The organism is Chryseobacterium sp. 2VB (assembly GCF_005503635.1).
Taxonomy (GTDB): Bacteria; Bacteroidota; Bacteroidia; order Flavobacteriales; family Weeksellaceae; genus Chryseobacterium; species Chryseobacterium cupriresistens.
Window position 1 is genome coordinate 1 of sequence record NZ_SCNC01000037.1, and the last position, 23387, is coordinate 23387.

General features: G+C 35.1%; 23 protein-coding genes. 5 read left to right on the forward strand and 18 right to left on the reverse strand.

The annotated features are described in order from the left end of the window. Window positions 1-217 precede the first annotated feature (217 nt). On the forward strand, window positions 218-2284 hold the full coding sequence (locus FFS26_RS21320) for a glycosyltransferase (protein WP_137906075.1): 2067 nt from the start codon (window positions 218-220) through the stop codon (window positions 2282-2284). A 33-nt stretch (window positions 2285-2317) separates the two neighbouring features. Here FFS26_RS21320 and FFS26_RS21325 read toward each other — a convergent pair whose 3' ends face one another. The 11 genes from FFS26_RS21325 to pdxA form a co-directional block, all read right to left on the reverse strand. Further along, complete coding sequence (locus tag FFS26_RS21325; RefSeq protein ID WP_137906076.1) at window positions 2318-3295, reverse strand: hypothetical protein; 978 nt, start codon at window positions 3293-3295, stop codon at window positions 2318-2320. Window positions 3296-3299: 4 nt separating this feature from the next. After that, entirely contained in the window at window positions 3300-4343 is a 1044-nt protein-coding gene (locus FFS26_RS21330; RefSeq protein WP_110011467.1) for a glycosyltransferase family 2 protein, read from the reverse strand. A gap of 6 nt (window positions 4344-4349) precedes the next feature. Then, window positions 4350-5537: a glycosyltransferase gene (locus FFS26_RS21335; RefSeq protein WP_110011466.1), complete on the reverse strand. Its 1188-nt coding sequence runs from the start codon at window positions 5535-5537 to the stop codon at window positions 4350-4352. Between the two features lie 3 nt (window positions 5538-5540). Continuing rightward, window positions 5541-6527: a hypothetical protein gene (locus FFS26_RS21340; protein WP_110011465.1), complete on the reverse strand. Its 987-nt coding sequence runs from the start codon at window positions 6525-6527 to the stop codon at window positions 5541-5543. Between the two features lie 4 nt (window positions 6528-6531). Further along, window positions 6532-7278 carry a glycosyltransferase family 2 protein gene (locus FFS26_RS21345; protein WP_110011464.1) on the reverse strand — a complete coding sequence of 249 codons (747 nt, stop codon included), beginning with the start codon at window positions 7276-7278 and terminating at the stop codon, window positions 6532-6534. A gap of 412 nt (window positions 7279-7690) precedes the next feature. Continuing rightward, window positions 7691-8938, reverse strand: coding sequence for an ornithine--oxo-acid transaminase (gene rocD / locus FFS26_RS21350; RefSeq protein ID WP_110011463.1), 1248 nt, complete (start codon window positions 8936-8938; stop codon window positions 7691-7693). Window positions 8939-9260: 322 nt separating this feature from the next. Further along, window positions 9261-10616, reverse strand: coding sequence for an acetyl-CoA carboxylase biotin carboxylase subunit (gene accC, locus FFS26_RS21355; RefSeq protein ID WP_062675730.1), 1356 nt, complete (start codon window positions 10614-10616; stop codon window positions 9261-9263). 83 nt (window positions 10617-10699) lie between these two features. Next, on the reverse strand, window positions 10700-11182 hold the full coding sequence (gene accB / locus FFS26_RS21360) for an acetyl-CoA carboxylase biotin carboxyl carrier protein (RefSeq protein WP_034692974.1): 483 nt from the start codon (window positions 11180-11182) through the stop codon (window positions 10700-10702). Between the two features lie 127 nt (window positions 11183-11309). Next, complete coding sequence (rpmF, locus tag FFS26_RS21365) at window positions 11310-11513, reverse strand: 50S ribosomal protein L32 (protein ID WP_002976251.1); 204 nt, start codon at window positions 11511-11513, stop codon at window positions 11310-11312. Between the two features lie 67 nt (window positions 11514-11580). Beyond that, window positions 11581-12111 carry a YceD family protein gene (locus FFS26_RS21370; RefSeq protein ID WP_137906077.1) on the reverse strand — a complete coding sequence of 177 codons (531 nt, stop codon included), beginning with the start codon at window positions 12109-12111 and terminating at the stop codon, window positions 11581-11583. Window positions 12112-12195: 84 nt separating this feature from the next. Further along, window positions 12196-13287, reverse strand: coding sequence for a 4-hydroxythreonine-4-phosphate dehydrogenase PdxA (pdxA, locus tag FFS26_RS21375; RefSeq protein WP_137906078.1), 1092 nt, complete (start codon window positions 13285-13287; stop codon window positions 12196-12198). 48 nt (window positions 13288-13335) lie between these two features. Here pdxA and FFS26_RS21380 point away from each other — a divergent pair, with 48 nt between their 5' ends. The 3 genes from FFS26_RS21380 to FFS26_RS21390 are packed head-to-tail and all read left to right on the forward strand — an operon-like array spanning window position 13336 to window position 16068. Beyond that, entirely contained in the window at window positions 13336-13920 is a 585-nt protein-coding gene (locus FFS26_RS21380) for a riboflavin synthase (RefSeq protein ID WP_110011459.1), read from the forward strand. 1 nt (window position 13921) lies between these two features. Beyond that, the gene (locus tag FFS26_RS21385; protein ID WP_110011458.1) at window positions 13922-15376 is read left to right on the forward strand and encodes a sensor histidine kinase; all 1455 of its coding nucleotides are present in this window, start codon (window positions 13922-13924) and stop codon (window positions 15374-15376) included. Continuing rightward, window positions 15376-16068, forward strand: a complete 693-nt coding sequence (locus FFS26_RS21390) for a tRNA1(Val) (adenine(37)-N6)-methyltransferase (RefSeq protein ID WP_110011457.1) — start codon at window positions 15376-15378, stop codon at window positions 16066-16068. The genes FFS26_RS21385 and FFS26_RS21390 overlap by 1 nt, the downstream gene beginning before the upstream one ends. A gap of 59 nt (window positions 16069-16127) precedes the next feature. On the opposite strand, the gene FFS26_RS21395 is transcribed toward FFS26_RS21390, so the two are convergent. Together FFS26_RS21395 and rpmH are read right to left on the reverse strand one after the other, a co-directional pair. Further along, the gene (locus FFS26_RS21395; RefSeq protein WP_076594903.1) at window positions 16128-16838 is read right to left on the reverse strand and encodes a cell division ATP-binding protein FtsE; all 711 of its coding nucleotides are present in this window, start codon (window positions 16836-16838) and stop codon (window positions 16128-16130) included. A 153-nt stretch (window positions 16839-16991) separates the two neighbouring features. Further along, window positions 16992-17150, reverse strand: coding sequence for a 50S ribosomal protein L34 (gene rpmH / locus FFS26_RS21400; protein ID WP_002976260.1), 159 nt, complete (start codon window positions 17148-17150; stop codon window positions 16992-16994). A 236-nt stretch (window positions 17151-17386) separates the two neighbouring features. Between rpmH and FFS26_RS21405 the strand changes: the two genes are divergently transcribed. Next, the gene (locus tag FFS26_RS21405; protein WP_110011456.1) at window positions 17387-18391 is read left to right on the forward strand and encodes a DHH family phosphoesterase; all 1005 of its coding nucleotides are present in this window, start codon (window positions 17387-17389) and stop codon (window positions 18389-18391) included. 34 nt (window positions 18392-18425) lie between these two features. On the opposite strand, the gene FFS26_RS21410 is transcribed toward FFS26_RS21405, so the two are convergent. The 5 genes from FFS26_RS21410 to FFS26_RS21430 all read right to left on the reverse strand — a co-directional run. Beyond that, window positions 18426-19232 carry a patatin-like phospholipase family protein gene (locus FFS26_RS21410; protein WP_137906079.1) on the reverse strand — a complete coding sequence of 269 codons (807 nt, stop codon included), beginning with the start codon at window positions 19230-19232 and terminating at the stop codon, window positions 18426-18428. 70 nt (window positions 19233-19302) lie between these two features. Beyond that, complete coding sequence (locus FFS26_RS21415; RefSeq protein ID WP_110011498.1) at window positions 19303-20085, reverse strand: alpha/beta fold hydrolase; 783 nt, start codon at window positions 20083-20085, stop codon at window positions 19303-19305. Between the two features lie 108 nt (window positions 20086-20193). After that, window positions 20194-20721 (reverse strand): biopolymer transporter ExbD, encoded by a 528-nt coding sequence (locus FFS26_RS21420; protein ID WP_110011454.1) that lies wholly within the window; start codon window positions 20719-20721, stop codon window positions 20194-20196. A 182-nt stretch (window positions 20722-20903) separates the two neighbouring features. After that, the gene (locus FFS26_RS21425) at window positions 20904-22439 is read right to left on the reverse strand and encodes a T9SS type A sorting domain-containing protein (RefSeq protein ID WP_137906080.1); all 1536 of its coding nucleotides are present in this window, start codon (window positions 22437-22439) and stop codon (window positions 20904-20906) included. Between the two features lie 135 nt (window positions 22440-22574). Further along, a partial coding sequence (locus tag FFS26_RS21430) for a thioredoxin family protein (protein ID WP_171006371.1) occupies window positions 22575-23387 on the reverse strand: 813 nt, incomplete at its 5' end.

Below are 23387 nucleotides of genomic sequence, written 5' to 3' on the forward strand. Positions count from 1 at the left end.
CTTCCATATATGTTTTGATTAGCGGAAATCAATATCCTTTAAAGTTTTCGGTATTTATTAGGCATTAAATGATTTTGTTGATTAATCAAATCTTATAAACAGAAGTGAATTTATTGCACTCCAGGAACAAAAGATAACCAACTTATTACTCTCATAGTTTACAATAAATGCTTAATTTTGTTTTTCTAAAAAGGCAGGACAAAATAATAAATTTAAAATGGGAATTAAAAGGTTTTTTAAAAATAAAATAAAGGATCGGAATTTTATCAATAATAAGAGAAAACTAAAGATTAATCATTTTGAACTCGACTTTTTTAAAAAACATACATTTGACTTTATTTATGAAAATGAGCCAGAAGTTTCTATCATAATTCCTGTTTACAATCAGATCAGATATACTCTTAATTGTTTATATACAATTGAACAGTATGATAAAGACGTATCAAAAGAAATTATTATTATCAATGATAACAGCTCAGATGAAACTTTAAAGTATCTGGATACAGTTCCCGGAATTACAATTATTAATAATACTGAAAATTTAGGATTTTTAAGAAATATAAATAAAGGAATTCGGAAGGCAAGAGGAAGGTATATTTATTTGTTGAACAATGACGTAGAAGTTCAGGAAAACTATTTATCCAGTCTGTTGGAGGTTTTTAAGAACAATAAAAATGTAGGTGCAGTTGGCTCTAAAATGGTATTTGCAGACAATACATTGCAAGAGGCGGGCTGTCTTATTTTTAATAATACTGAAATTGTTAATCTAGGAAGAGGTGAAGCTATTGATACTCCGAAATATAACTTTTTAAGAAAAGTAGATTATTGTTCAGGATGTAGTTTGTTATTACATAGAACTGATACTGATGGAAAACTTAATCTTTTGGATGAAGCTTTTTTACCTGCCTATTATGAAGAAACAGATCTATGCCAACGCTTGAAATATGAGCAGAAGCTGGATATTTATTATCAGCCTAAATCGGAAATTGTTCATTTTGAAAATGTTTCTTATACTGGAAAAGATAATGGAAAGGAACTTTTGCTTCAGAAAAACAGAACTGTCTTTATGAATAGATGGGATTCGTATTTTACTGATTCAAGATTTCTGGATAATGAAGGAAGAAATAATATTAATAGATTTTATAAAAAGCCCAATATTCTTATTCTGGAGGAACGTATGCCACAACCTGATAAGGATTCTGGCTCAAGAAGGTTTCTTGAAATTGTAAAGATTCTGCAAAAAAATAATCATAGAGTTATTTTAGGGATTCAGCAGCCCAACCAAGAGGATGATATCTACGTTGATTTTTTTCGGAGCATTGGTGTGGAAGTTTGTAAAGACTATGTAAATGCTCAGAACAAAATTGTAAGAGTTTTGGATCAAGTGAAAGAAGCTCTTCATTATGTTGATATTGTTTGGATTTTCAGACCGATTGGATTTGATTTTTGGTATGGGAAAATTAAAAATGATATCTCCGGAAAGAAGATTATTTATGATATGGTCGATCTTCATTATCTAAGAATGGAGAGAGAAAACAAATATATTGAAGTGACAAAGTCCCGTAAAAAAGAGATGAGATTCTTTAAGGAAAAGGAATATTTTGGAATGCAAAAGTCAGATGTGGTTATTTCCATCAGTGATGAAGAAAAGAAAATTGTCTCGGGCCAAGGGATCAAAAATGAAAAGATCTTTACTGTTAGTAATATTCATGAACCTGTAGAATGCAGAGATATGGATTATTCTGTTCGGGAAGGTGTTTTATTCATTGGAGGTTTCTATCACATGCCCAATATGGATGCCGTCAAGTTTTTGTATGAAGATATAATGCCTTTAGTTTGGGCCAAAGACGATTCTATTAAAGTATATATTTTAGGACCACATTTTCCCGAAGAGATTAAAGGAAAATATAATTCTGAGAAGTTTCAGATATTAGGCTATCAGAAGAGTGTAGATTACTGGTTTGAAAATTCGAGAATATTTGTTGCTCCTCTACGATATGGAGCTGGAGTAAAAGGAAAGATCGGGCAGGCTCTGGAGTTTGGATTGCCTGTAGTCACTACATCAATTGGGGCGGAAGGAATGGATTTGGAAGATCAGAAAACAGCCCTTGTTTCCAATGAAGATCCACAGCATTTCGCAAATAAGATATTGGAACTATATTACGATGAAAATTTGTGGAAAACTCTTCATAGTAACAGCGCACTACCACTGGCTAAGTTCTCAGTTGGGCAACAGGAAAAGAATATCAGTAATATTATAAATTATTTGGGATTTAAAGATTAAATAAAGAAGGCTTTTATCAATAAAGCTTATTTTTTATGTTATGATTTTTTTGATCCAATTACTGAAACCATATTTTTTTACAATGTCATCTGATAATGTAAAATAAGGTTTTTTTAGAAACTGTTCAATATTTTTATAATTATTATTTTCCACAACAAAGATATTATCAGGATGGTAAAAATCGTATTTTTTAACCGTCACATTATCCGTAATTACTTTTTTCTTATAGTATATTCCTTCAAAGAAACGAATGGAAAGTCCGTTGTGTAATGGATCAACAAAATCCAAAAGAATGTCTGAACTTTTAACAAGATCCAGATTTTCTCGGAAACTAATTCTGTTTTGAATATATTGTATTTTATCATTTTTCGTTTCAGGTTCCTGAAAATATTGAATGAAAATAGAAAGTTCAATAGATAAACCTGAGACTTCATCAATAAATCGGTTAATTTTTTCTTCACGGCTTTTCCAATATAAACCTACAAAGTAAAGCTTAGGCTTTTCTGCATTATATTTTTTTTCGGAATAAGGAAGGTGATCAAAATAAAAATTAGTAATAGGTTGAATATTGGGCTGAGATTCTACCCTTTCAAAACAAAAGAAGATATCAAATAAATTGAAATAGTTTCTGATCTCTGGAAATTTTTCAATACCATCCCATTGATAAGCAATTAATCTTTGGGTTTTACTTTTTAGATTCTTTATAAATGTAATTGGGAAATTATCCGGACGAATCACCAGGACATAATCCAATTCTTCCGTAATGGCAGAAAGGTTTTTATTCAGCTCATCGAGAAAATGCTTTTGAATAAGATATTGTTTATACTCTTTATTTCTAAGAATATTTTTAATGAAAAAATTTTTTATGCTTTCACAGCCCTTGTATTTAAATCTTGAAACATTGTCTGTGATTAAATAGGGTTCAAAACCTTCCTTCTCCAAGTTTTCTAAAAATAGCTTTGGAAAATCGGAATAATCAGGCATTACCAAAAGAAATTTTCTTTTTTTCACTTTTTTAATTTAAGTTAAGTATACTGAATCTTAATATTTTGTAGTATTTTCTGAGACTGTTGACAGGATTATTGAAATATTCTTTTTTTATGGTCTCAGCATCTTTTAAACTGAGGGTATTAATATACCGGAAATATTTTTTCTCAATACTTTTCAATGAAATATTATCATTGAATTTAGGATTAACTTCTTTGAATATCGTTTCCATCTTATGAATTGCTGTATTGGAATAGTTTGAATGATGCTTGTAATTTCCAATAATAATTTTCTTTAAGTAGGCAATATAGTAGGCAATATTGCTTTGTTCAGGATATTGTAAATAGTAGTTGTTATATATCGTTTGAATAACACTTAGGTATCCTAAAAGATTTTTATCACTGTTCTTTTTAGTGATGGACTGTGCGTTGTCGATAGTGTAGAAATAAGTAATATCAGGAATAAAGACAACATTCTTTGCCTGGAACATCGTTTCAAAGAACCATAATTCATCTTCGTGATAAATTCCACTTAAAAATGTGAGATTATTTTCTTTTAAAAATGAAGATTTATATAATTTATTCTGGGCAATTGGACTTAAGTTTTCCGTTATTTTTTTAAGCAGGACTTCCGTATTTTTATTTTCTAAGCGTTGTTTTTCTTTAGGCTGAGGTAAGAATGAAACGTTTCGTTTCTCTTCCCATGAATAGGTTGATGTTTTTCCCACAATAATATCCTCTTTACCTGTATACTCAGATATGAGTGATTCCAAGGCATTAGAAGGAAGAAGATCATCACTGTCACAGAAAAAAATAAAATCTCCGGAGGCTTTTTCCAATCCGAAATTTCGGGTATCTGAAAGACCTTTGTTTTTCTGGTTGTATATATGGAATCTTTCGTCTGAAAAACAATTGATGATTTCAAGAGTATTATCTGTACTGCCATCATTAATAACAATACATTCAATATTGTAATGAGTTTGGTTCTGTATACTTTCGAGTACTTCTTTTACATAATAAGAAGCGTTGTAGCACGGAACAATAATGCTGATTAAAAAAAAAGAATTATCCATTCTTAATTAAATTTTTTTCAATGTAGAACTTACGGACTCAATGGAAAATGGTTTCAGACTGTCAATAGAATTTTGACTTAATGTATTCCAAAGCTCTTCATCATTATTTAATTGTAGAATTGCCTGAGCAAAACTATTTTCATCATTCGCTATCAATACATTTTTATGGTTGGCGAGTCTCATTCCTTCCGCTCCGATATCTGTTGTGATTACAGGCAAGAAATATTCAAATGCCTGTCCTATTTTTCCTTTTACTCCAGCTCCAAATCGTAAGGGTGCAACCATAATTCTGGAATTCATAAAATGCTCTTCAATGCTTTCCACAAAGCCTAAAAATTTAAACTTAGGAAATAATTTAAGATCAAGTTTTTCAGCGACATTCCCGATGATGCTTACTTCCAGCTCAGGATTGGTTTTCCAGACAATAGGCATTATTTTTTCATAGAGAAACTTTACCGCATCAATATTTGGCTCGTGGATAGATCCGATGAAGGTAATTCCTTTGCTTTCACTGAAACTTTTTCTTTCAGAAATATCAATTTTGGGATAATGAATATTAGATACTGTAATGATCTTATTTTTATCTGCATACTGGCTCATAATTGCTTTCTCCTTATCAGATATGGCAATGATATAATCCAGTTGTGGTGCAACAACTGTTTCCAGGCGGAAAAAATGTTTATAATTCTTCTTTAATGAAATACGGGTAGGTTCCAGTTCTATGGCTCTTTTAAACCTTAAAAAATGAATATCCACCATATCATAAATAAATTTGGCAGAAGATAAAACGGCTTTCATTTTTTTATAAAAAAGATTCAGAGCCAGAGGCCCGTTGAACCAAACGTAATCTATCTTTTTAAAAGAAGACAGGAAATCATAAATATTCCTGTACTTAGTGTTCTCTATGTAAATGATAACATTGCGCTGCTGATAAAACTTCACATAAGAATCGTCTTCAAACATATGGGGAGCAAATATAATGCAGTTGTATCCTAATTCTTTGTAAATAAATATAAGTTCTTTCAGTCTGTTAGCCCCGGATTCTTTATCATGGGCTGGGAAATCTCTTGATGCAAACAGGATCGTTTTTTGGGAAGCATCATACAGATTAATGTTGACGATATCCTTAGACTGAAGATATTTAAGTTTTTCTTTTCTTTCGAAGTGCTTTTTTATTTTTTTTAAGATTCCCATTTGTCAGTTTTTAGTATCAAGTTCAAAAACTTTATTCACCCAACTATCCAAAGTGTATCTGTAATAGATTTCTTCCGGAATTTTCTCGTAGGGTGTTTCAAAAAAAGATTTGTCAAGATTACTAATATTTTTGTTTAAAATCAAAATATTATTGGGATTGTAAAAGTCATAGGTTTTAATGGCTTCGTTATCAGTAATGATTTTCTTATCCAGAGCCATGGCTTCAAAAACCCTGAAGCTGAGCCCGTATTGCCCTTCACGCATAAGGTCCAGTAAAACTTTAGAGTTTTTATAATACTTTGGAAGATCGTTATGCGGAATTTTTTTGATACTGAAAATCAGAAAAAGATTTTTCGGTACCGTCATGAAAATATTGGTCAGCTGATGCTTCCAGGATTTTTTACCAATGATCATAATCTGGAATTTTAATCCCTGTTCAATCAGCTTTTTAGCCAGTAATTTTATTAATGAAACTCTTCTGTTATCATAAGATGTGATATAGAAAAGATCCATTTCAGGCTGTTGGATTTCCTGTGAACAATGGGGAAGATAAATATAGTTTGTTAACTTTTCGAACCCGTGCTTTTTGACGTCAACATAGTCGAATGAGAATACTTTGTCAAAAAGATACAGCTTATCTTCTACAGGAACTCTTTCAAGATTATCATAAAGATAGGTCAACAGACGATCTGTATATTTTCTAATTTTTTTGAGAGTAGAAAGATCAAATGTATCCGGATTCATCACCAGAATCTGATCCTGATGGCCTAATTGTTCCAGAGAGTCCAGAACATATTTCTGTCTTTTTTCAGTCTTGAGATTTTTATTTAAAAAAGTTTTGCTTAAAGCATTTACAGCTCTTTCATTGAAGTTGGAATGAGTAACGCTACTGATCTTTATATGATGAGCATCAATATCTCTTTTGCATAATGTCTCAACAATATACTTATCATAATCCCAAAAATCATAACTAATGATACAAATCTTCATTTAACTAATTTTGCTCTTTTTTTAATGATTCATAGGTTTCATAAACGCTTAAAGACTGCAGATAAGATAATTGATAGCCTTCTTTTCCGTCTAAAATACCCAGTCTCATTATATAGGCCTTAAAGAATTTAAAAGCTGTTTTAAGATATTGAACCAAAACACTGTACTTTTTCCCTTTTGCAGCCAGTTCCTTCCCCTTTAAAACTCCGTAATGAATCATCTTTTTTCTATACGATTCATAATCTGAAACGGAGTAGTGGAGTAATTTATTTTTTAAAATACCGATGGTTCCGTTAACCTCCAGAGTTTCATGTACCTTTTTTCCCGCCATATATCTGGCCTTCGATTTTCTGAATAGCCTGAAGTTTTTATCAGACTGTGTTCCTGAAAAGTGAATCGGTTTTTTGGCAAAAAAGAATTTCCTGTAAAAATAATAGGCATCCTTTTGCCCGGGTTTGTTCAGCTCACCGATAATTTCCTGCTGCAGGGCCGGAGTAATTCTTTCATCACCATCCAAAAATAATACCCAGTCGTTGGTTGCATGATCAAGAGCTAAATTTCTCTGCTTTGTAAAGTCCTCAAATTTATTCTGAATCACTTTTACATGAGGGAATTTCTTTGCAATTTCTACAGTTTTATCCGTACTAAAAGAGTCTACCACAATTATTTCATCACAAAAATCAAAAGACTCAAGGACATCCTGTATATTTTTTTCTTCATTATATGTTATGATTAAACCACTTATATTCATCACAACGTTTTGTTTAATAAGGAAATAGGTGCTATCTCTCTTAAGGTCATTCCAAATAGTTTTAATCTTTCAAAGATAAGTTTAAATTTGAATTTTATAGACCAATCTTTGTCATTTATCTCTATTATGCAAATTTCGAAAAAATGCCGCCTTTGAAGATTGCACATTATAGTATTCGGATGTATATAGCAAATACAATTCCTAAATTTTTAAAAAGTTAAAAAATATGATTTTTTTATGTTTTTTTGAAGTAATTGCTGACGGTATGTCTAGGGAAATACATGTATTGATGAGATACATTAAGGGTATGGTTTTTAACTACCATACCCATTAATCTTTTCCGGAAATCAACAATTCAAATAGTGTTGATCATATTAAAATATCCGATTTAAAATATCCGATGAATATCAGTTTATTTATACTCAAGAATAGTCTTTTCAATAATTTTCACGCAATCCAGCAATTGTTCTTCAGTAATGACCAATGGCGGTGCAAGTCTGATGATATTGCCATGCGTAGGTTTTGCCAGCAATCCGTTTTCTTTTAATTGCAAGCAAAGGTTCCATGCAGTAGAACTATCAGGGGTATCATTGATAAGGATAGCATTTAAAAGACCTTTTCCTCTTACTTTGGTAATAAGGTCTGTCTTTTCAATAAGCTTCTCTATTTCAGCTCTGAAAAGCTTTCCTAATTCTTCTGCTCTTTCAGACAGTTTTTCGTCAGCTACTACATCCAATGCGGCTACTGCTACGGCACACGCAATAGGGTTTCCTCCGAACGTGGAGCCATGCTGTCCCGGTTTGATAACATTCATAATGTTGTCATTCGCTAAAACAGCAGATACAGGATACATACCTCCGGAAAGTGCTTTCCCTAAGATCAGGATATCCGGTTGTACCTCTTCATGGTGGCAGGCAATCAGTCTTCCTGTTCTTGCAATACCTGTCTGAACTTCATCAGCAATGAAAAGGACATTATATTTTTTACATAGTTCAGAAGCATTTTTAAGGAAGTTTTCATCCGGAACATACACTCCGGCCTCTCCCTGAATTGGTTCTACTAAGAACGCTGCAATACTTCCTGCTTCTCTGCTTAATACTTCTTCCAATGCAGCGATATCGTTATAAGGAATTTTGATAAATCCTGGTGTAAAAGGTCCGTAATTCTGGTTGGCATCCGGATCATTGGAGAAAGAAACAATAGTGGTTGTTCTTCCGTGGAAGTTGTTTTCGCAAACGATAATTTTCGCTGCATTTTCTGCAATTCCTTTTACTTCATAACTCCATTTTCTGGCCAATTTTACCGCTGTTTCCACAGCTTCCGCTCCGGAGTTCATTGGTAAAACCTTGTCAAATCCAAAAAGAGTGGTTATTTTCTGCTCATATTCTCCTAATTTAGAGTTGTAGAAAGCTCTTGAAGTTAACGCCAGTTTTTGAGCCTGTTCTACCAGGGCTCCTACGATTTTTGGATGAGAGTGTCCCTGGTTCACAGCAGAATATGCTGAAAGAAAATCATAGTACCTTTTGCCCTCCACATCCCAAACGAAAACACCTTCTCCACGGTCCAGAACTACTGGAAGGGGGTGATAGTTGTGCGCTCCATGTTTGTCTTCAAGGTCAATAAAATACTGTGAGTTTTTTGTTTGTTCTGCTGTTGACATATTGTTGTTTTTTACAAATTTACACAATATTAATGATATGCATAAACAAATACCCAGTATCGTTCGGGGGGAAAATTGAAGTAGATTTTAGGTTGGAATAATATCGTATCAGAAAATATTTTCTTTGTTGATTGCTTGTTTTAGGTATTATATCTTTAAGCCGGCAGAATTTTATTTTCTGATTGTTTATTAATTTTTATTAACGATTAATAAGGACTTGATTCATTGATTTTTATGATATGTTGACTGGCAGAATTATTGATGGATTTAAATAAAAAAACTGCCCCTTTTGAGGCAGTTTTAATTTGTATATAAAATAATCTTAGTGATTATCGTATTTTCTATCCATTACAAAATCCTCCATGAATTTTGTAGTATAGTTCCCTGAAAGATAATCTTCATTATCCATCAGCTGTCTGTGGAAAGGAATAGTTGTTTTTACTCCTTCAATATAGAATTCTTCAAGAGCCCGTCTCATTTTTGCAATGGCTTCTTCACGGGTCTGAGCCGTAGTAATAAGCTTAGCAATCATTGAATCATAGTTGGAAGGAATTGTATATCCGGAATAAACGTGAGTGTCTACTCTGATTCCGTGTCCGCCAGGAATATTTAATCCTGTGATTTTCCCCGGAGACGGTCTGAAATCTGCATAAGGATCTTCTGCGTTGATTCTGCACTCGATGGAGTGTAACTTAGGATAATAGTTGATTCCTGAAATAGGAGTTCCTGCAGCAAGAAGAATTTGTTCTCTGATCAGGTCATAATCAATTACCTGCTCAGTGATAGGGTGCTCTACCTGGATTCTTGTATTCATTTCCATGAAATAGAAATTTCTGTGTTTGTCTACAAGGAATTCGATAGTTCCTACACCTTCATATCCAATGAATTCAGCAGCTTTTACGGCAGCTTCTCCCATTTTCTCACGAAGTTCATCTGTCATGAAAGGAGAAGGCGTTTCTTCAGTTAATTTCTGATTTCTTCTCTGTACAGAACAGTCTCTTTCAGAAAGATGGCACGCTTTTCCGAATTGGTCACCAGCAACCTGAATTTCGATGTGTCTTGGCTCTTCAATCAGTTTTTCCATATACATACCTCCATTTCCAAAGGCAGCTACAGCTTCCTGAATAGCAGATTCCCAGTGATCTTTAAGGTCTTCAGCTTTCCAAACAGCTCTCATTCCTTTACCTCCACCACCAGCAGTAGCTTTGATCATTACAGGGTAACCCGTTTCTTCAGCTACTTTTACAGCGTGTTCGTAAGATTCGATCAATCCGTCAGAACCTGGTACACAAGGTACGCCTGCAGCTTTCATAGTAGCCTTAGCGTTTGCTTTATCTCCCATTTTTTCAATCTGTTCAGGAGAAGCACCAATAAATTTGATACCGTTCTTCTGGCAGATTCTTGAGAAGTTAGCATTTTCAGATAAAAATCCGTAACCCGGGTGAATAGCGTCAGCATTGGTAATTTCCGCTGCAGCAATAATGTTAGGGATTTTAAGATAAGAGTCTTTACTCATTGCAGGACCAATACATACTGCTTCATCAGCAAATCTTACGTGAAGACTGTCTTTGTCAGCAGTAGAGTATACTGCAACGGTTTTGATCCCCATTTCTTTACAAGTACGTAAAATACGCATTGCAATTTCGCCACGATTGGCTATTAATATTTTTTTGAACATCTTAATACGATTTGAAATTTGAAAATTTGAAATTTGAAATTGATTTTATAATCAATTATCAATCATCATTAATCAATATTTAATTAAGATGGATCTACTAAGAATAAAGGTTGGTCGTACTCTACAGGCGTAGCGTCGTCAACTAAAATTTTAACAATTTTTCCGCTGATTTCAGATTCAATCTGGTTGAATAGCTTCATTGCTTCAATAACACAAACTACTTTACCAACAGAAACTTCGTCCCCTACATTTACAAATACATCTTTATCAGGAGATGGTTTTCTATAGAAAGTACCAATCATTGGAGATTTGATTGTTACATATTTGCTGTCATCAGATGCAGCTTCAGCTTTTTCAGCAACAGGAGCGGCCGGAGTTGCAACAGGTGCCGGAGCAGCTACCGCTTGTGGAGCAGTGTGGTATACTGCAGGTTGTGCATAAACAGCATCGCTTCCAGCTAATGGAGTTTTAATAGTGATTTCGAAATCTTTAGTTTTGTACTTAACTTCTGAAACTTCAGCCTTAGATACAAACTTGATAAGATTTTGTATGTCTTTAATGTCCATAAATTTGATATTTGATTTGATGCCAAAGATACCAAAAAAACGTAAAAAACAACAAAAAACCGCCAAATTTTATCAAAATTGGGCGGTTTTTGTATTAAAATGAGGCTTTTTCAGCGAAAAGCGACTCTTAGTTTTCTTCAGTAGCAGCTACTTCTTTTTCCAATACTACTTTACCTCTGTAGTATAATTTTCCTTCATGCCAGTGAGCTCTGTGGTATAGGTGAAGCTCTCCTGTTGTTGCATCTTTAGCTAATTGAGGAACTACAGCTTTGTAGTGAGTTCTTCTCTTATCTCTTCTTGTAGACGACTGTCTTCTCTTTGGATGTGCCATTTTCTAATAACTTTTTTAATTGATGAGCGATGAGATTCATCATCTCATCATATTTAAATTATTCTATTTAATTATTGTCTTTTAATTTTCTTAAAGCATCCCATCTTGGGTCACTTTCATGTTCTTCTTCTTCAGTTACCTCAATATCTTTAGGACTGAACTGGTCAAGAATTTTAAGATCTTCATCACTCACATTCGGTGAAATCTTTTTCATCGGGATAGAAAGCATTACATTTTCATAAATCAAATGTGCTACATTGAAAGCATGCTCTCCGGTAGGAATGGTAATCACATCTTCATTGCTGTCATCATATTCTTCCCCGAAATTCACCAAAATCTTGATTTCATTCTCAATAGGATAGTCGAAATTTTCATTGGTGATATCACAAACCAATTCAACTAATCCATTAATTTTAATCTCAAATTCTAGAAAAGTAGTGTGTTTATCAAGCGATACATTCACTTCTATTCTAGGATTTGTAAATTCCTGCTCAGTGTCAAATAATTGAAAGAACGTTTTATCTATCTCAAACTTGAACTCGTGTTTTCCGTTTTTAAGTCCGGAAAAGCTTACGTCATAGTTTCTTAACTTGTCCATAAAATGAGTGTGCAAAAATATGCATTTTTTTTATAATAACAAATAAAATCTGAAACAAATTAATTTAAAATTTGTTTTAAAGATTTATGCTTCAGTTTCCTCCGGCAGATCTTCATCTATTCCGTTGTCTACAGCCATTTTTCTAGGCTGCAGGCGGTCGCTCATCAGTTCGCTGTATTCACTTCTGTTTTTGAAAACCTTAATAGCAGTGAAGATCGCTTCTGTAAAACTTTGTTCGTCAGCCATATTTTTTCCTGCAATATCATAAGCAACTCCATGATCCGGAGATGTTCTGATGAAAGGAAGTCCTGCCGTATAATTTACTCCTTCTTCATACGCTAATGTTTTGAAAGGAGCCAGCCCCTGGTCGTGATACATCGCTAAAACAGCATCGAAATTTTTGTATTTGTCCGGCTGGAAGAAACTGTCTGCAGGAAAAGGTCCGAATACCAGTATTCCGTTGTCAGAAAGTTCTTTAATAGCTGGGCTGATGATCTCGATTTCTTCATTTCCGATAACACCGCCATCTCCTGCGTGAGGATTTAATCCCAGCACCGCAATTTTAGGCTTTTGAATACAGAAATCTTCTATCAGCGTCTGGTTTAAAACTCGGATCTGTTTCTTTATTTTTTCCTTGGAAATATTTTCAGCTACCTTTGCAATTGGGATATGATGTGTGGAAACAGCCACTTTAAGATCTTCGGTAACAAGGAACATTAATCCTTTTTTATTTAATTTCTCTTCAAAATATCCTGTGTGTCCTGCATGTTTGAAACCCATCTTTACCATTTCATCCTTGTTGATCGGAGCGGTTACCAGAACGTCAATGTCTCCTTTCATTAAAGCTTCAGTAGCTGCTTCCAGAGAATCAATGGCCATCTTTGTAGATTCTTCGGTAGGAACTCCCAGTTCTACATTCACGTTTTCTTTGGTAAGGTTCACCATATTGAGTTTCCCTGCCTGTGCCTGCGAAGGTTCATTAACATAGTTGAAATTAATATTCAGCTTAAAAATATTTTTCTGATAAGTGAATAATTTTCCCGACCCAAAAATTACAGGTGTGAAAAAATCTGTAATAGTTTTGTCTTTCAGAGACTTCATAATGATCTCCGGGCCGATGCCGTTGAAATCACCGATTGAAATTCCTACTCGTACTTTATGGTTTTTTGGGCTCATTTTGATTATCTTTGAAGATTATAATTTACAAATTTAGCAAAAAATAATATGTTCACAGGAATTATTGAAGCAGTTGGTGTTATTGAGAAGATTGAAGAAAAAGGAAGCAATATAGATTTTACCCTGACTTGCCCTTTTACAAATGAACTGAAAATTGATCAAAGCCTTGCGCACAACGGCTGTTGTCTTACAGTTGTTGAAATAAAAGACAATCATTATGTGGTGACGGCAATCAATGAAACATTGGAAAAAACCAACCTTGGAAAATGGGAATTGGGAACCGTTGTCAACCTTGAACGCTGTATGAAAATGGATGGAAGACTCGATGGTCATATTGTTCAGGGACATGTTGATAAAACCGGTGAAGTGGTGAGTATCGAAAATAAAGACGGAAGTTATTTTATTACCATGAAGTATGATAATGACGGAAGTTTTGTAACGGTACCTCAGGGATCCATTACTGTAAACGGAATCAGTCTTACTGTTGCTAAAAGTGAAGATAATCAGTTTTCCGTAGCTATTATTCCTTATACCTGGGAGTTTACGAATATGAAACATTTGAAAATTGGTGACAAAGTAAACCTGGAATTTGATATCATTGGTAAGTATATTGCTAGGTTAATTAAAAAGTAGAATGTCAATAAATAAGTATAAAGGATATAGCTTAAGGAATCGTGTGTTTTTCGGTTTTCTGCTGGTATGTTTTTTAAGTGTGGTTGCTACATCACTTGTTCCTTACTTTGTATTGAGAAATCATTCTTTACAGCAGAGTAATATCGATATGCAGGATAAAACCAATGCTGTAATGCGATATCTGGACTATGCGGTAAGCCAGAAACTTATTGAAACAAAAGATCTTCCGGAGGTTTTGGGGAATAAAATCTTTGAAATAGCGGATATCAACCAGCATGATATTTTTATTTATGATCTGAAAGGAAACTATTTGCTTTCCAACAAAGATGAAGGATTAATTGAGCAGAAAACAATTCCTATAGAAATCATCAATAAGATCCTGTCTACTGACGCAAGAGTAGACATGGTGAATTATGATGCGGCTAAGGATGCAAAGCTTACCTCTTCCTATCTTTTGCTGAAAAACAATGAACTTGAGCCTATCGGAATTGTTTATATTCCTTTATACCACAATGAATCTGCTTATCTTGAAGTTCTTCATCAGTATGTAAAGTATATTCTTTTAGTAGATATATTTCTTATCCTTTTTAGTATATGGATTAGCTGGGTTACGTCTAATAGTCTTGCCAAAACCATTACGAAATTCTCTGATATGATTACCCGTATTACCTTGTTTGAAAACGAAATGCGCCCTATCAGATATTATAAGAATGATGAGCTTAATGCTTTGGCAAGAGCTTATAACAGAATGATTCTACAGATTCAGGACCAGAAAGAAAGACTTAGATTCAAAGCATCCGAAGAAGCATGGAGAGAGATGGCCAAGCAGGTGGCTCATGAGGTGAAAAATCCGCTGACGCCAATGAAGCTGACGATTCAGAATTTTGAAAGAAAATTTGATCCTGAAGACCCGAATATCAGAGAAAGAGTAAAGCAAATGAGTAAAACTATTGTTGATCAGATTGATCTGATTGCTACCGTAGCTTCAGCATTCTCAGAATTTGCGAAACTTCCTGAAAAGAATAATGAAGTGATCAATCTGAATACCGAAGTTGAAGATATTCTCCGTGTATTCAACGATGACAGTATTTTCATGCATGCCAACAAGGCGAATATTATGATCAATATGGACAGGATTTATCTTTCCAGAATTATCACAAACCTTGTTACCAACGCAAAGCAGGCAGAAAGTGATAAGAGAAAACTGATCATCAATGTAGATGTCGAACAGCACCAGAGAAGAGTCATTATCTCTGTTCAGGATAACGGAGTCGGGATTCCTGAAAATATGTACGAAAGAATCTTTGAGCCAAACTTTACATCTAAAAGCAGTGGGATGGGGCTTGGCTTATCCATGGTGAGAAAAATGATCGAAGATTATAAAGGTGAGATCTCCGTGAAATCAGAAGTAGGGAAGGGATCTACATTCATTATTACACTGCCTACCAATTTATAGTGAAGCCATTTACATTTAAACAATTTCAAATTCAGCAGTCTAAAGATGTCTTCCGTGTAGGAACAGACGGTGTTCTGCTTGGAGCTTTGGCAGATGTTGAAAATGCTTCCAGTGTTTTGGAAGTAGGAACAGGTACGGGACTAATTTCTCTTATGCTGGCGCAAAGAAATCTTCAGGCCGGCTTTTTGGGATTAGATATTAATGAAGAGGCAGCAAAACTTACCCAGCTCAATTTTGAAAATTCTCCTTTTCATGCCAGGTTGAAAAACAGTCATCAGGACTTTAAAACTTTTGAAACGGAAGACCGGTTTGATCTTATTGTGTCCAATCCTCCGTATTTTGAAGAATCAGGATCTGAAAAAGATAAGGTTGCACGTCAGACCGTAGAATTGAACTTCATGCAGTTGATCAGTAAGGCGGCAGAATTATTGTCAGAAAAAGGGATATTTTCTGTAATCATACCTGTGGAAGCAGGGGAAGTTTTTATTTCAATTGGTAAAGAAAATAACCTGCATCTGAACAGAAAAGCGAATATCAGAGGAATTGAAAATGCAAAGGCAAAAAGATTGATTCTGGAGTTTTCGTTACAAGAAAAAGAAATCAACGAATCTGATTTTATTATAGAAAAAAGTCCGAGACAATACTCGGACCAATATCTTGAACTCACCAAAGAGTTTCATGTTTTTAAATAAAGAAGTTAGAAATTAGATTAGAAGTTAGTTATTTCTGACCTTCTTGTTTCTTTTTATTCTTATTCGAATAATTCTGAAGTATCCAATACAGAAACTTTTCCGTCTTCACATCTGATGGCTTCACCAGGAAAGTTCTGAATCATGTGATAATCGTGTGTTGCCATTACTACAGCAGCGCCATTTTCAAGGGCAACCTGCTTTAATAGCGTCATAATTTCGTTGGAAGTCTCAGGGTCAAGGTTTCCTGTTGGCTCATCGGCTAAGATAAGATCCGGGTGATTCAGAAGGGCTCTTGCGATGGCAATACGCTGCTGTTCCCCTCCGGAAAGTTCGTGAGGCATTTTGTGCTTCTTGCTTTTCATGTTCACGCTTCCCAACACCTCGTTGATACGGTCTTCCATTTTTACTTTATCATTCCATCCTGTTGCTTCAAGAACGAACTTCAGGTTTTTCTCAACCGTTCTGTCTGAAAGCAGCTGGAAATCCTGGAATACAATTCCCAGTTTTCTTCTTAAATTAGGGATATCAGACGGCTTTAGTTTTGCCAGATCAAATCCTACAACAGCCCCGTGTCCTGATGCTAATGGAATGTGTCCGTAAAGCGTTTTCAGAAGGGAACTTTTTCCGGAACCTGTTTTTCCGATAAGGTAGCAGAATCTACCTTTTTTAATGTTAAGATTTACATCAGAAAGAACAGTGAAATTTTTTTGCGCAATCTTCGCGTGCTGCAAACTTATAATATTGTCTCCGGAGATATTGGTATGTGGCATAGTTTAATTTTAAAGGCTGTTTCTTATAAAAATATTTCAACTTCTAAAAATAGAAAAAAGATGTTGATGTAGCCTAAATTTTAGTAAATTTTAACAACAAAAAATGCCTGAAAAGGATCTTCTCAAGCATGTTTTGTATATGATAATTAGAAATTATCTCTTAGCGCGTGCAGCACTTACAGTTAATCTCTTTCTGCCTTTAGCTCTTCTCGCAGCCAAAACTCTTCTTCCATTTGGCGTAGACATTCTTTCTCTGAAACCGTGTTTGTTTCTTCTCTTTCTTTCTGATGGCTGGAATGTTCTTTTACTCATTACTATATGTTTAAATCGTAATTAATCTATTAATTTTCAGGTTGCAAAGATATATAAATTTTTATAAGTTACAAACTTTAATTATCTTTTTTTAAAATTAAATGTAATGTTTTTTGGTCGGGTATTAACAAACCCTCATCACAAAACCATTTTTCCGGTACAAAAATAATATTTAAATGATTTATATAAAAGCTCTATCTTTGAAAACTTTAATTTTAACGAAAAATAAACACCGGATGTTTACACCAGCAGAACTTTTAGATATCAATACATTACTTACCCAGGATAGCAGAATAGTGATCCTTACCCATTATAACCCGGATGGAGATGCTATTGGTTCAAGCCTTGGATTAAAACATTATCTGAAAGCAAAAGGAATTCATGCGGAGGTTATCGTACCCAATGATTTTCCGAAATTTCTGAAATGGATGCCGGAATCTAAAAAAGTTATTATTGCAGAATATAAAAGAAAACTGGCTGCGGATTTGATTGCGGGAGCAGATGTTATTTTCTGCCTGGATTTTAATTCTCCGTCAAGAATCGGATTATTGGGAGACTGGCTGGTAAAAGCACCGGGGAAGAAAATTCTTATTGATCATCACCAACAGCCGGAACAATTTGATTTTGTGTATTCTGATACAGTCATTCCTGCCACTTCACAAATGATTTATCATTTCATTGAAGCAATGGAGGATGAAAAGCTGGTGAATCAGGATATGGCAGAATGTCTTTATACCGGAATCATGACTGATACAGGAGGTTTCCGTTTTCGTTCTACCAGTGCTACTACCCACAGAATTATCGCTAATCTTATCGAACACGGTGCAGATCCTGCCATGATTACTTCCAATACATGGGATACCAATACGGTTTCCCGCCTGCATTTGCTTGCTTTGGTTCTTGGAAGAATAGAAGTGGTGAATGACGGAACCGTAGCGGTTTTAAGCCTGACAAGAAACGAACTGAAAGAATTCGGTTTCCAGAAAGGAGATACAGAAGGCTTTGTTAATTATGGTTTGAGTATTGCTGGTGTAAAAATGTCAGCATTCTTTATGGAAGATTTATATGAAGACTTCGTTAAAATTTCTTTCAGAAGTAAAGATGATGTGGATGTAAACCAATTCTCAAGAAAATATTTCAACGGTGGCGGTCACATTAATGCAGCCGGAGGAAAATCTTTAGATTCTTTAGCCGGAACAATAGTCAACTTTAAAGAGAAAGTGAAAGAAGAAGGTTTGTAGGAATGTGAAAGGGTTGTAAATTCTTCCGGAATAATCAGACATTTTTACGATATCCTTTTTCTTCCAGTTCCTGACAGGTGTAATCGTATACCTGCTGAAACATTTCATCCATATATCTTTTGTTGAAAAGACTGTATTTGGTCATTTTGGGAGGATCTAAAAATATATTACAGTATTTCGCTTTAGAATATACTGACTTGGCAATGGCTAAGTGAAGGATTCTGTCAAATTCCTTCATCAGACTCATTTTGTTTAATTCATCATAGCTGATGGAATTGACATGAGAGGCAATCAGAAAATTACATTTATCCATGATAGGCTCAATGGGAAGATTATCCAGAACGCCGCCATCCACATAAATTTTCTCACCAATTCTTACCGGTGGAAGAATAAAAGGAACGCTTGAGGAAGCCAGTAATGGTCCAAAAAGCTCTCCTTCAGAAAAGAAATCTACAATGCCATGAGTCATTTCCGTTGCGGCTACATACATCGGAATTTTTAAAATACTGAAATTGTCTTCCGGGAAATAATCTTTGAACAGTTTCAAAATAAAATTAGAACTGAAAATTCCGTTTTTGGATAATTTTAAGGATGATCTGGAGAAAAAAGAAGTCTGTTTTACAATTTCCATCATCTCGTCCGGCGTTTTTCCAAAAGAATAAAAAGCACCAATGATGGAACCTGCACTGGTTCCTGAAATAATGTTTGGTTTCAGATTGTATTCTTCCAAAGCTTTCAGTACGGCGATATGGGCAATCCCACGCATTCCTCCGCCTGAAAGTGTAAGTCCGATAACCGGTGGTGCCGGTGGTTTCTTTTTTTTGAATGAAAATAAAGCCATTACCAAAATTATCCTCTACTAATATACAAGATTTTTTGTTATGCACAGCTTAATTGTCAGGTAACCTGTTTTATAAAACCAGTTTTTTAGGAAGATTGTGAAGAAGTTCTGTATTGATAATTTCTGCACAGATTCCTGGCTTTTCCCAATGCCCGTTGTGTCCGCAGTCAAGAATATAAGATTTGATATTGGTCCTGTCCGGAAGATGTTTGATCATCATATCTGTTTTTACAGCATTGTCATGTTTACCTGCCAGTACTAAGATTTTAGCTTCCAGGTTTTCAAGGAGATGTTTTTTGTCGGTTCTTTCCACCATACCTTTTACACAGGCAAGTGCTCCCAGATTGTTGGTGGAAAGGGCTGTTTCAAGAGCTATTTCAATTTTACCTTCCAGGATATCCCTTTCATTTGGATTGAATAAATTGGGAACTCCGGCTCTTGCATAGTGTGCGAAAGCATCCCTGATGATTCTGTAGCTTTTGATACGCTGCTGTTTTTTCTCTTCGTCATCAGGAAAATAAGTAGAGAAAAATAAAGTAAGACTTTTTAAAGAACCGGGATATTTTTCTGCAAAAGCGAGAGACGTATATCCTCCCATGGAATGTCCCAGAAGATGTATTTTTTCTAAATGCTGATCATCCAGTACTTTTTTTACTTCTTCAGCCATCAGTTCCATGGTATGAACTTCTGCCAGAATTTCAGACTGTCCATGGCCGGGAAGGTCAATTTTAAGCAGTGAAAAATCTTTGGAAAGATGAGGTTCCATATCGCTCCAGATGGATATGTTTTCCATAAATCCGTGAAGAAGTACCAATGTTTCTTTTCCGTTTCCTTTTCTTTCAAAGTTCAGCATGATTCCAAAATTTAGAAGGTTAAAAATAATACAGCAGGTTATCTGCAGATCCGTTTCTCCTTTCAAATTTAGTCAAAAAAAAGAGCATTTAAAAAATGCCCTTGTCTTTTATTGAGTTAATTCCTTGTAAACCTTTGTTTCCCAGGGCTTGATATCTGTAACCCCATATCTTTCCTTTTTAGAAATAGCAAGATTGTCCAGCATATCTACAAAATTCTTGTAATTGGCTTCATCCGTTGGCTTTACAATAACAGTGAATATATCGGGTGCCGGAGCTTTCTTATAGGCTTCAGCAATGATCTTTGAAATTTTTATTCCACTGAAATCTGTTTCTTTCAGGTTTCCTGTATTCAGATCTTTCTGATTGCTCTGATGATAAAATACGCGGTTGTCTTTTCCAAGAATAAAGGTAATCTGGTTTTGATCTCCAATTACATGATCAGTTGGGATTGGATTAGGATTATGGTCTTTTGCGGGTAGTCCCAGGTCCATTACGTTCGGTTTTGTAAAATTGGTGGTGAACATAAAGAAAGTGATAAGTAAGAATCCCAGATCGACCATAGGCGTCATGTCCACTCGGATCATTTTTTTCTTTTGCTTTCCGCCTTGTTTTTCTTGTGCAATTACTTCTGCCATGATTAAAGTTTTTAAATGTTAGACTATATTTTTTTGAATAATTCATACAAAACATATGCCTTGATTATTAAAAACTTTATAGATTCATGAATCTATTGATTATTATCGTGTGAATTTTATATATTTCTGTTTTTTAATACTTTTCCTGAAGGGAAAGGGTAATTATGATATTTTCAAGGGGGTTACCGGGTGATTGTTATTTTCTTTGTAAGAATAATTTTTTCTCTGTTTTTTACCTGTACCATATAAACTCCTTCCGTGAATGCAGATGTGCTGATTTTAATTTTTTCTTCGTTATATTTTTGAGAGAAAAGTTTTCTTCCGGACATATCAGTGATGCTAATAGTACTTTCCCGGGGCAGATGATCTAAATAGAAAAAGTCTTTTGCAGGGTTAGGGTAGAGGTTGGGTTTATGCCTCTGTTGATTTTCCGGAATGCCAAGTTGTTCCGGACTTAATTTAACTACCCAGGCATCGGTCATACCATGATGTCCGGTAACGTCTCCACTTGTGGATCCTGTACTTCCTGAAACAATATATCCGTTATCAGCGGTCAGTTCAAGAGCAGTTAAGTAATCGAAATCGGGGCCTCCCAGGGTTTTCTCCCACTTCAGATTTCCGCTGCTGTCCAGTTTTATGATCCAGTAATCCAGATTACCGTGGTGATTGGTTACCTGTCCGTTGTTGGAAGCTGTCCAACCTGCAACAATATAATCCCATTCGGGAGTCTGGCGAATAGTTATGGCGTTGTCATGAAAACTTCCTCCAAAATATTTATCCCACTCGATGGTTCCGTTATTGCTTAGTTTGATAACCCAATAATCGGGAAGTCCGCTCTCAAGATTTGAAGAATTAAAAGAAGTGCCCACGGCAATATAACCGCCATCAAAAGTCTGTTGCGCATAATATCCTATGTTATCACCAATATTGCCCAACGTTTTTTGCCATTGCATATTTCCGCCGGAATCGAGTTTTACCACCCAAAAGTCATTGTTTCCGTAGCTTACAGTAATATCGCCATCTGTAGACACGGTGGTTCCTGCAATAATATACCCGCCATCAAAAGTTTGCTGCACAGAATTGACCTGCTCACTGCTGTTTCCACCCAGCGATTTCTGCCATTGTATATTTCCGTTAATATCTAATTTTACGATCCAATAGTCTCCTCCTCCATGATTTCCGCTCACATCTCCGTCATTCGAACTTGAAGATCCGGCTACAATATATCCTCCTTCAGAAGTCTGCTGAATAGATTGTGCCATATCCATACTGCTTCCACCCAGCGATTTCTGCCATTGCATATTCCCGTTGGAATCAAGTTTTACAATCCAGTAATCATAATTTCCATGATTTCCGCTGATATCCCCGTCACTGGAATTGGATGATCCGGCAATAATATATCCTCCATCGGTAGTTTGACGGATGGATTGTGCATCATCAACATGGCTTCCTCCTAACGTTTTTTGCCATTGTATGCCTCCTGCAGGGTTTAATTTTACGATCCAGTAATCTCCTCCTCCATGATTCCCGGTGACATCTCCATCATTGGACATAGAATGTCCGGCTACAATGTATCCTCCGTCGGAGGTTTGCTGAATGGCATTGGCAGATTCACCATGGGTGCCTCCCAATGCTTTTTGCCATTCTATGGAAGGGGCAGACTGGGCTGCTAATACGGAATAGATAAGAAATAAAAAAGTAGATGTTAAATATCTCATATGTATTTGAATGGTTGATAGTTATTCAAATATAATTAATTTTAGCCTACGTTTGGTGTTTTATTGTTTATTTAATTCTTTAAAACAAAAAACTCACACGATAAAGTGTGAGTTTTTAAATGATATGTTAATAAATTATTTATTCTTTTTATAGAAATTTACCCCGCATTCAAGGAATTTTTTGAAATCCTCTTTAGGCATATATCCTGAAACAGGCGTGTTGATTACTTTACCATCAGGAGTAATTAAAACATAGTGAGGCTGAGAGTTATTATTGAAGTTCACCTGCTGGAATAAACTCCATCTGTCTCCAATTGTTTTTACCTTCTTGATCTGTCCGTCTCCAAGGTCGATTTTGGTTTTCTGATCCTCAGGAAGCTCTTCCTTGTCGTCTACATAGAGAGAAGCCAGTACTACATCGTTCTGAAGAATCGGTAAGATATCTGGTTCGCTCCAAACAAATTCCTCCATTTTTCTACAGTTTTCACAACCGTATCCTGTAAAGTCGATCAGGATTGGTTTATCTTCTTTTTTGGCCAGTTCTACAGCTTTGAAGAAATCGTGCTCCGGATGCATTCCTAAAATCCCGTCTTTTTCATCATGGAAATAGCTTACATTCAGTGGAGGTAAAATTCCACTTAATAACTGAAGTTTCGGACGGTCAGATGGGATTAACCCCTGAACCAGATAGATCACGAAACCAATTCCCAATACCCCTAATATTTTTCTGGTGATAGAGATTTTAGGCTTTTTATCATCATGAGGGAATCTGATCAATCCTAATAAGTATAATGCCAATCCTAAGGCGATAATAATCCAGATCGCAATGAAAAGTTCTCTTTTTAAGAAGAATGTTTTGGATACAAGATCAGCTTTAGACAAGAATTTCAATGCCAATGCCAGTTCTACGAATCCTAAAACTACTTTTACCGTATTCATCCATCCTCC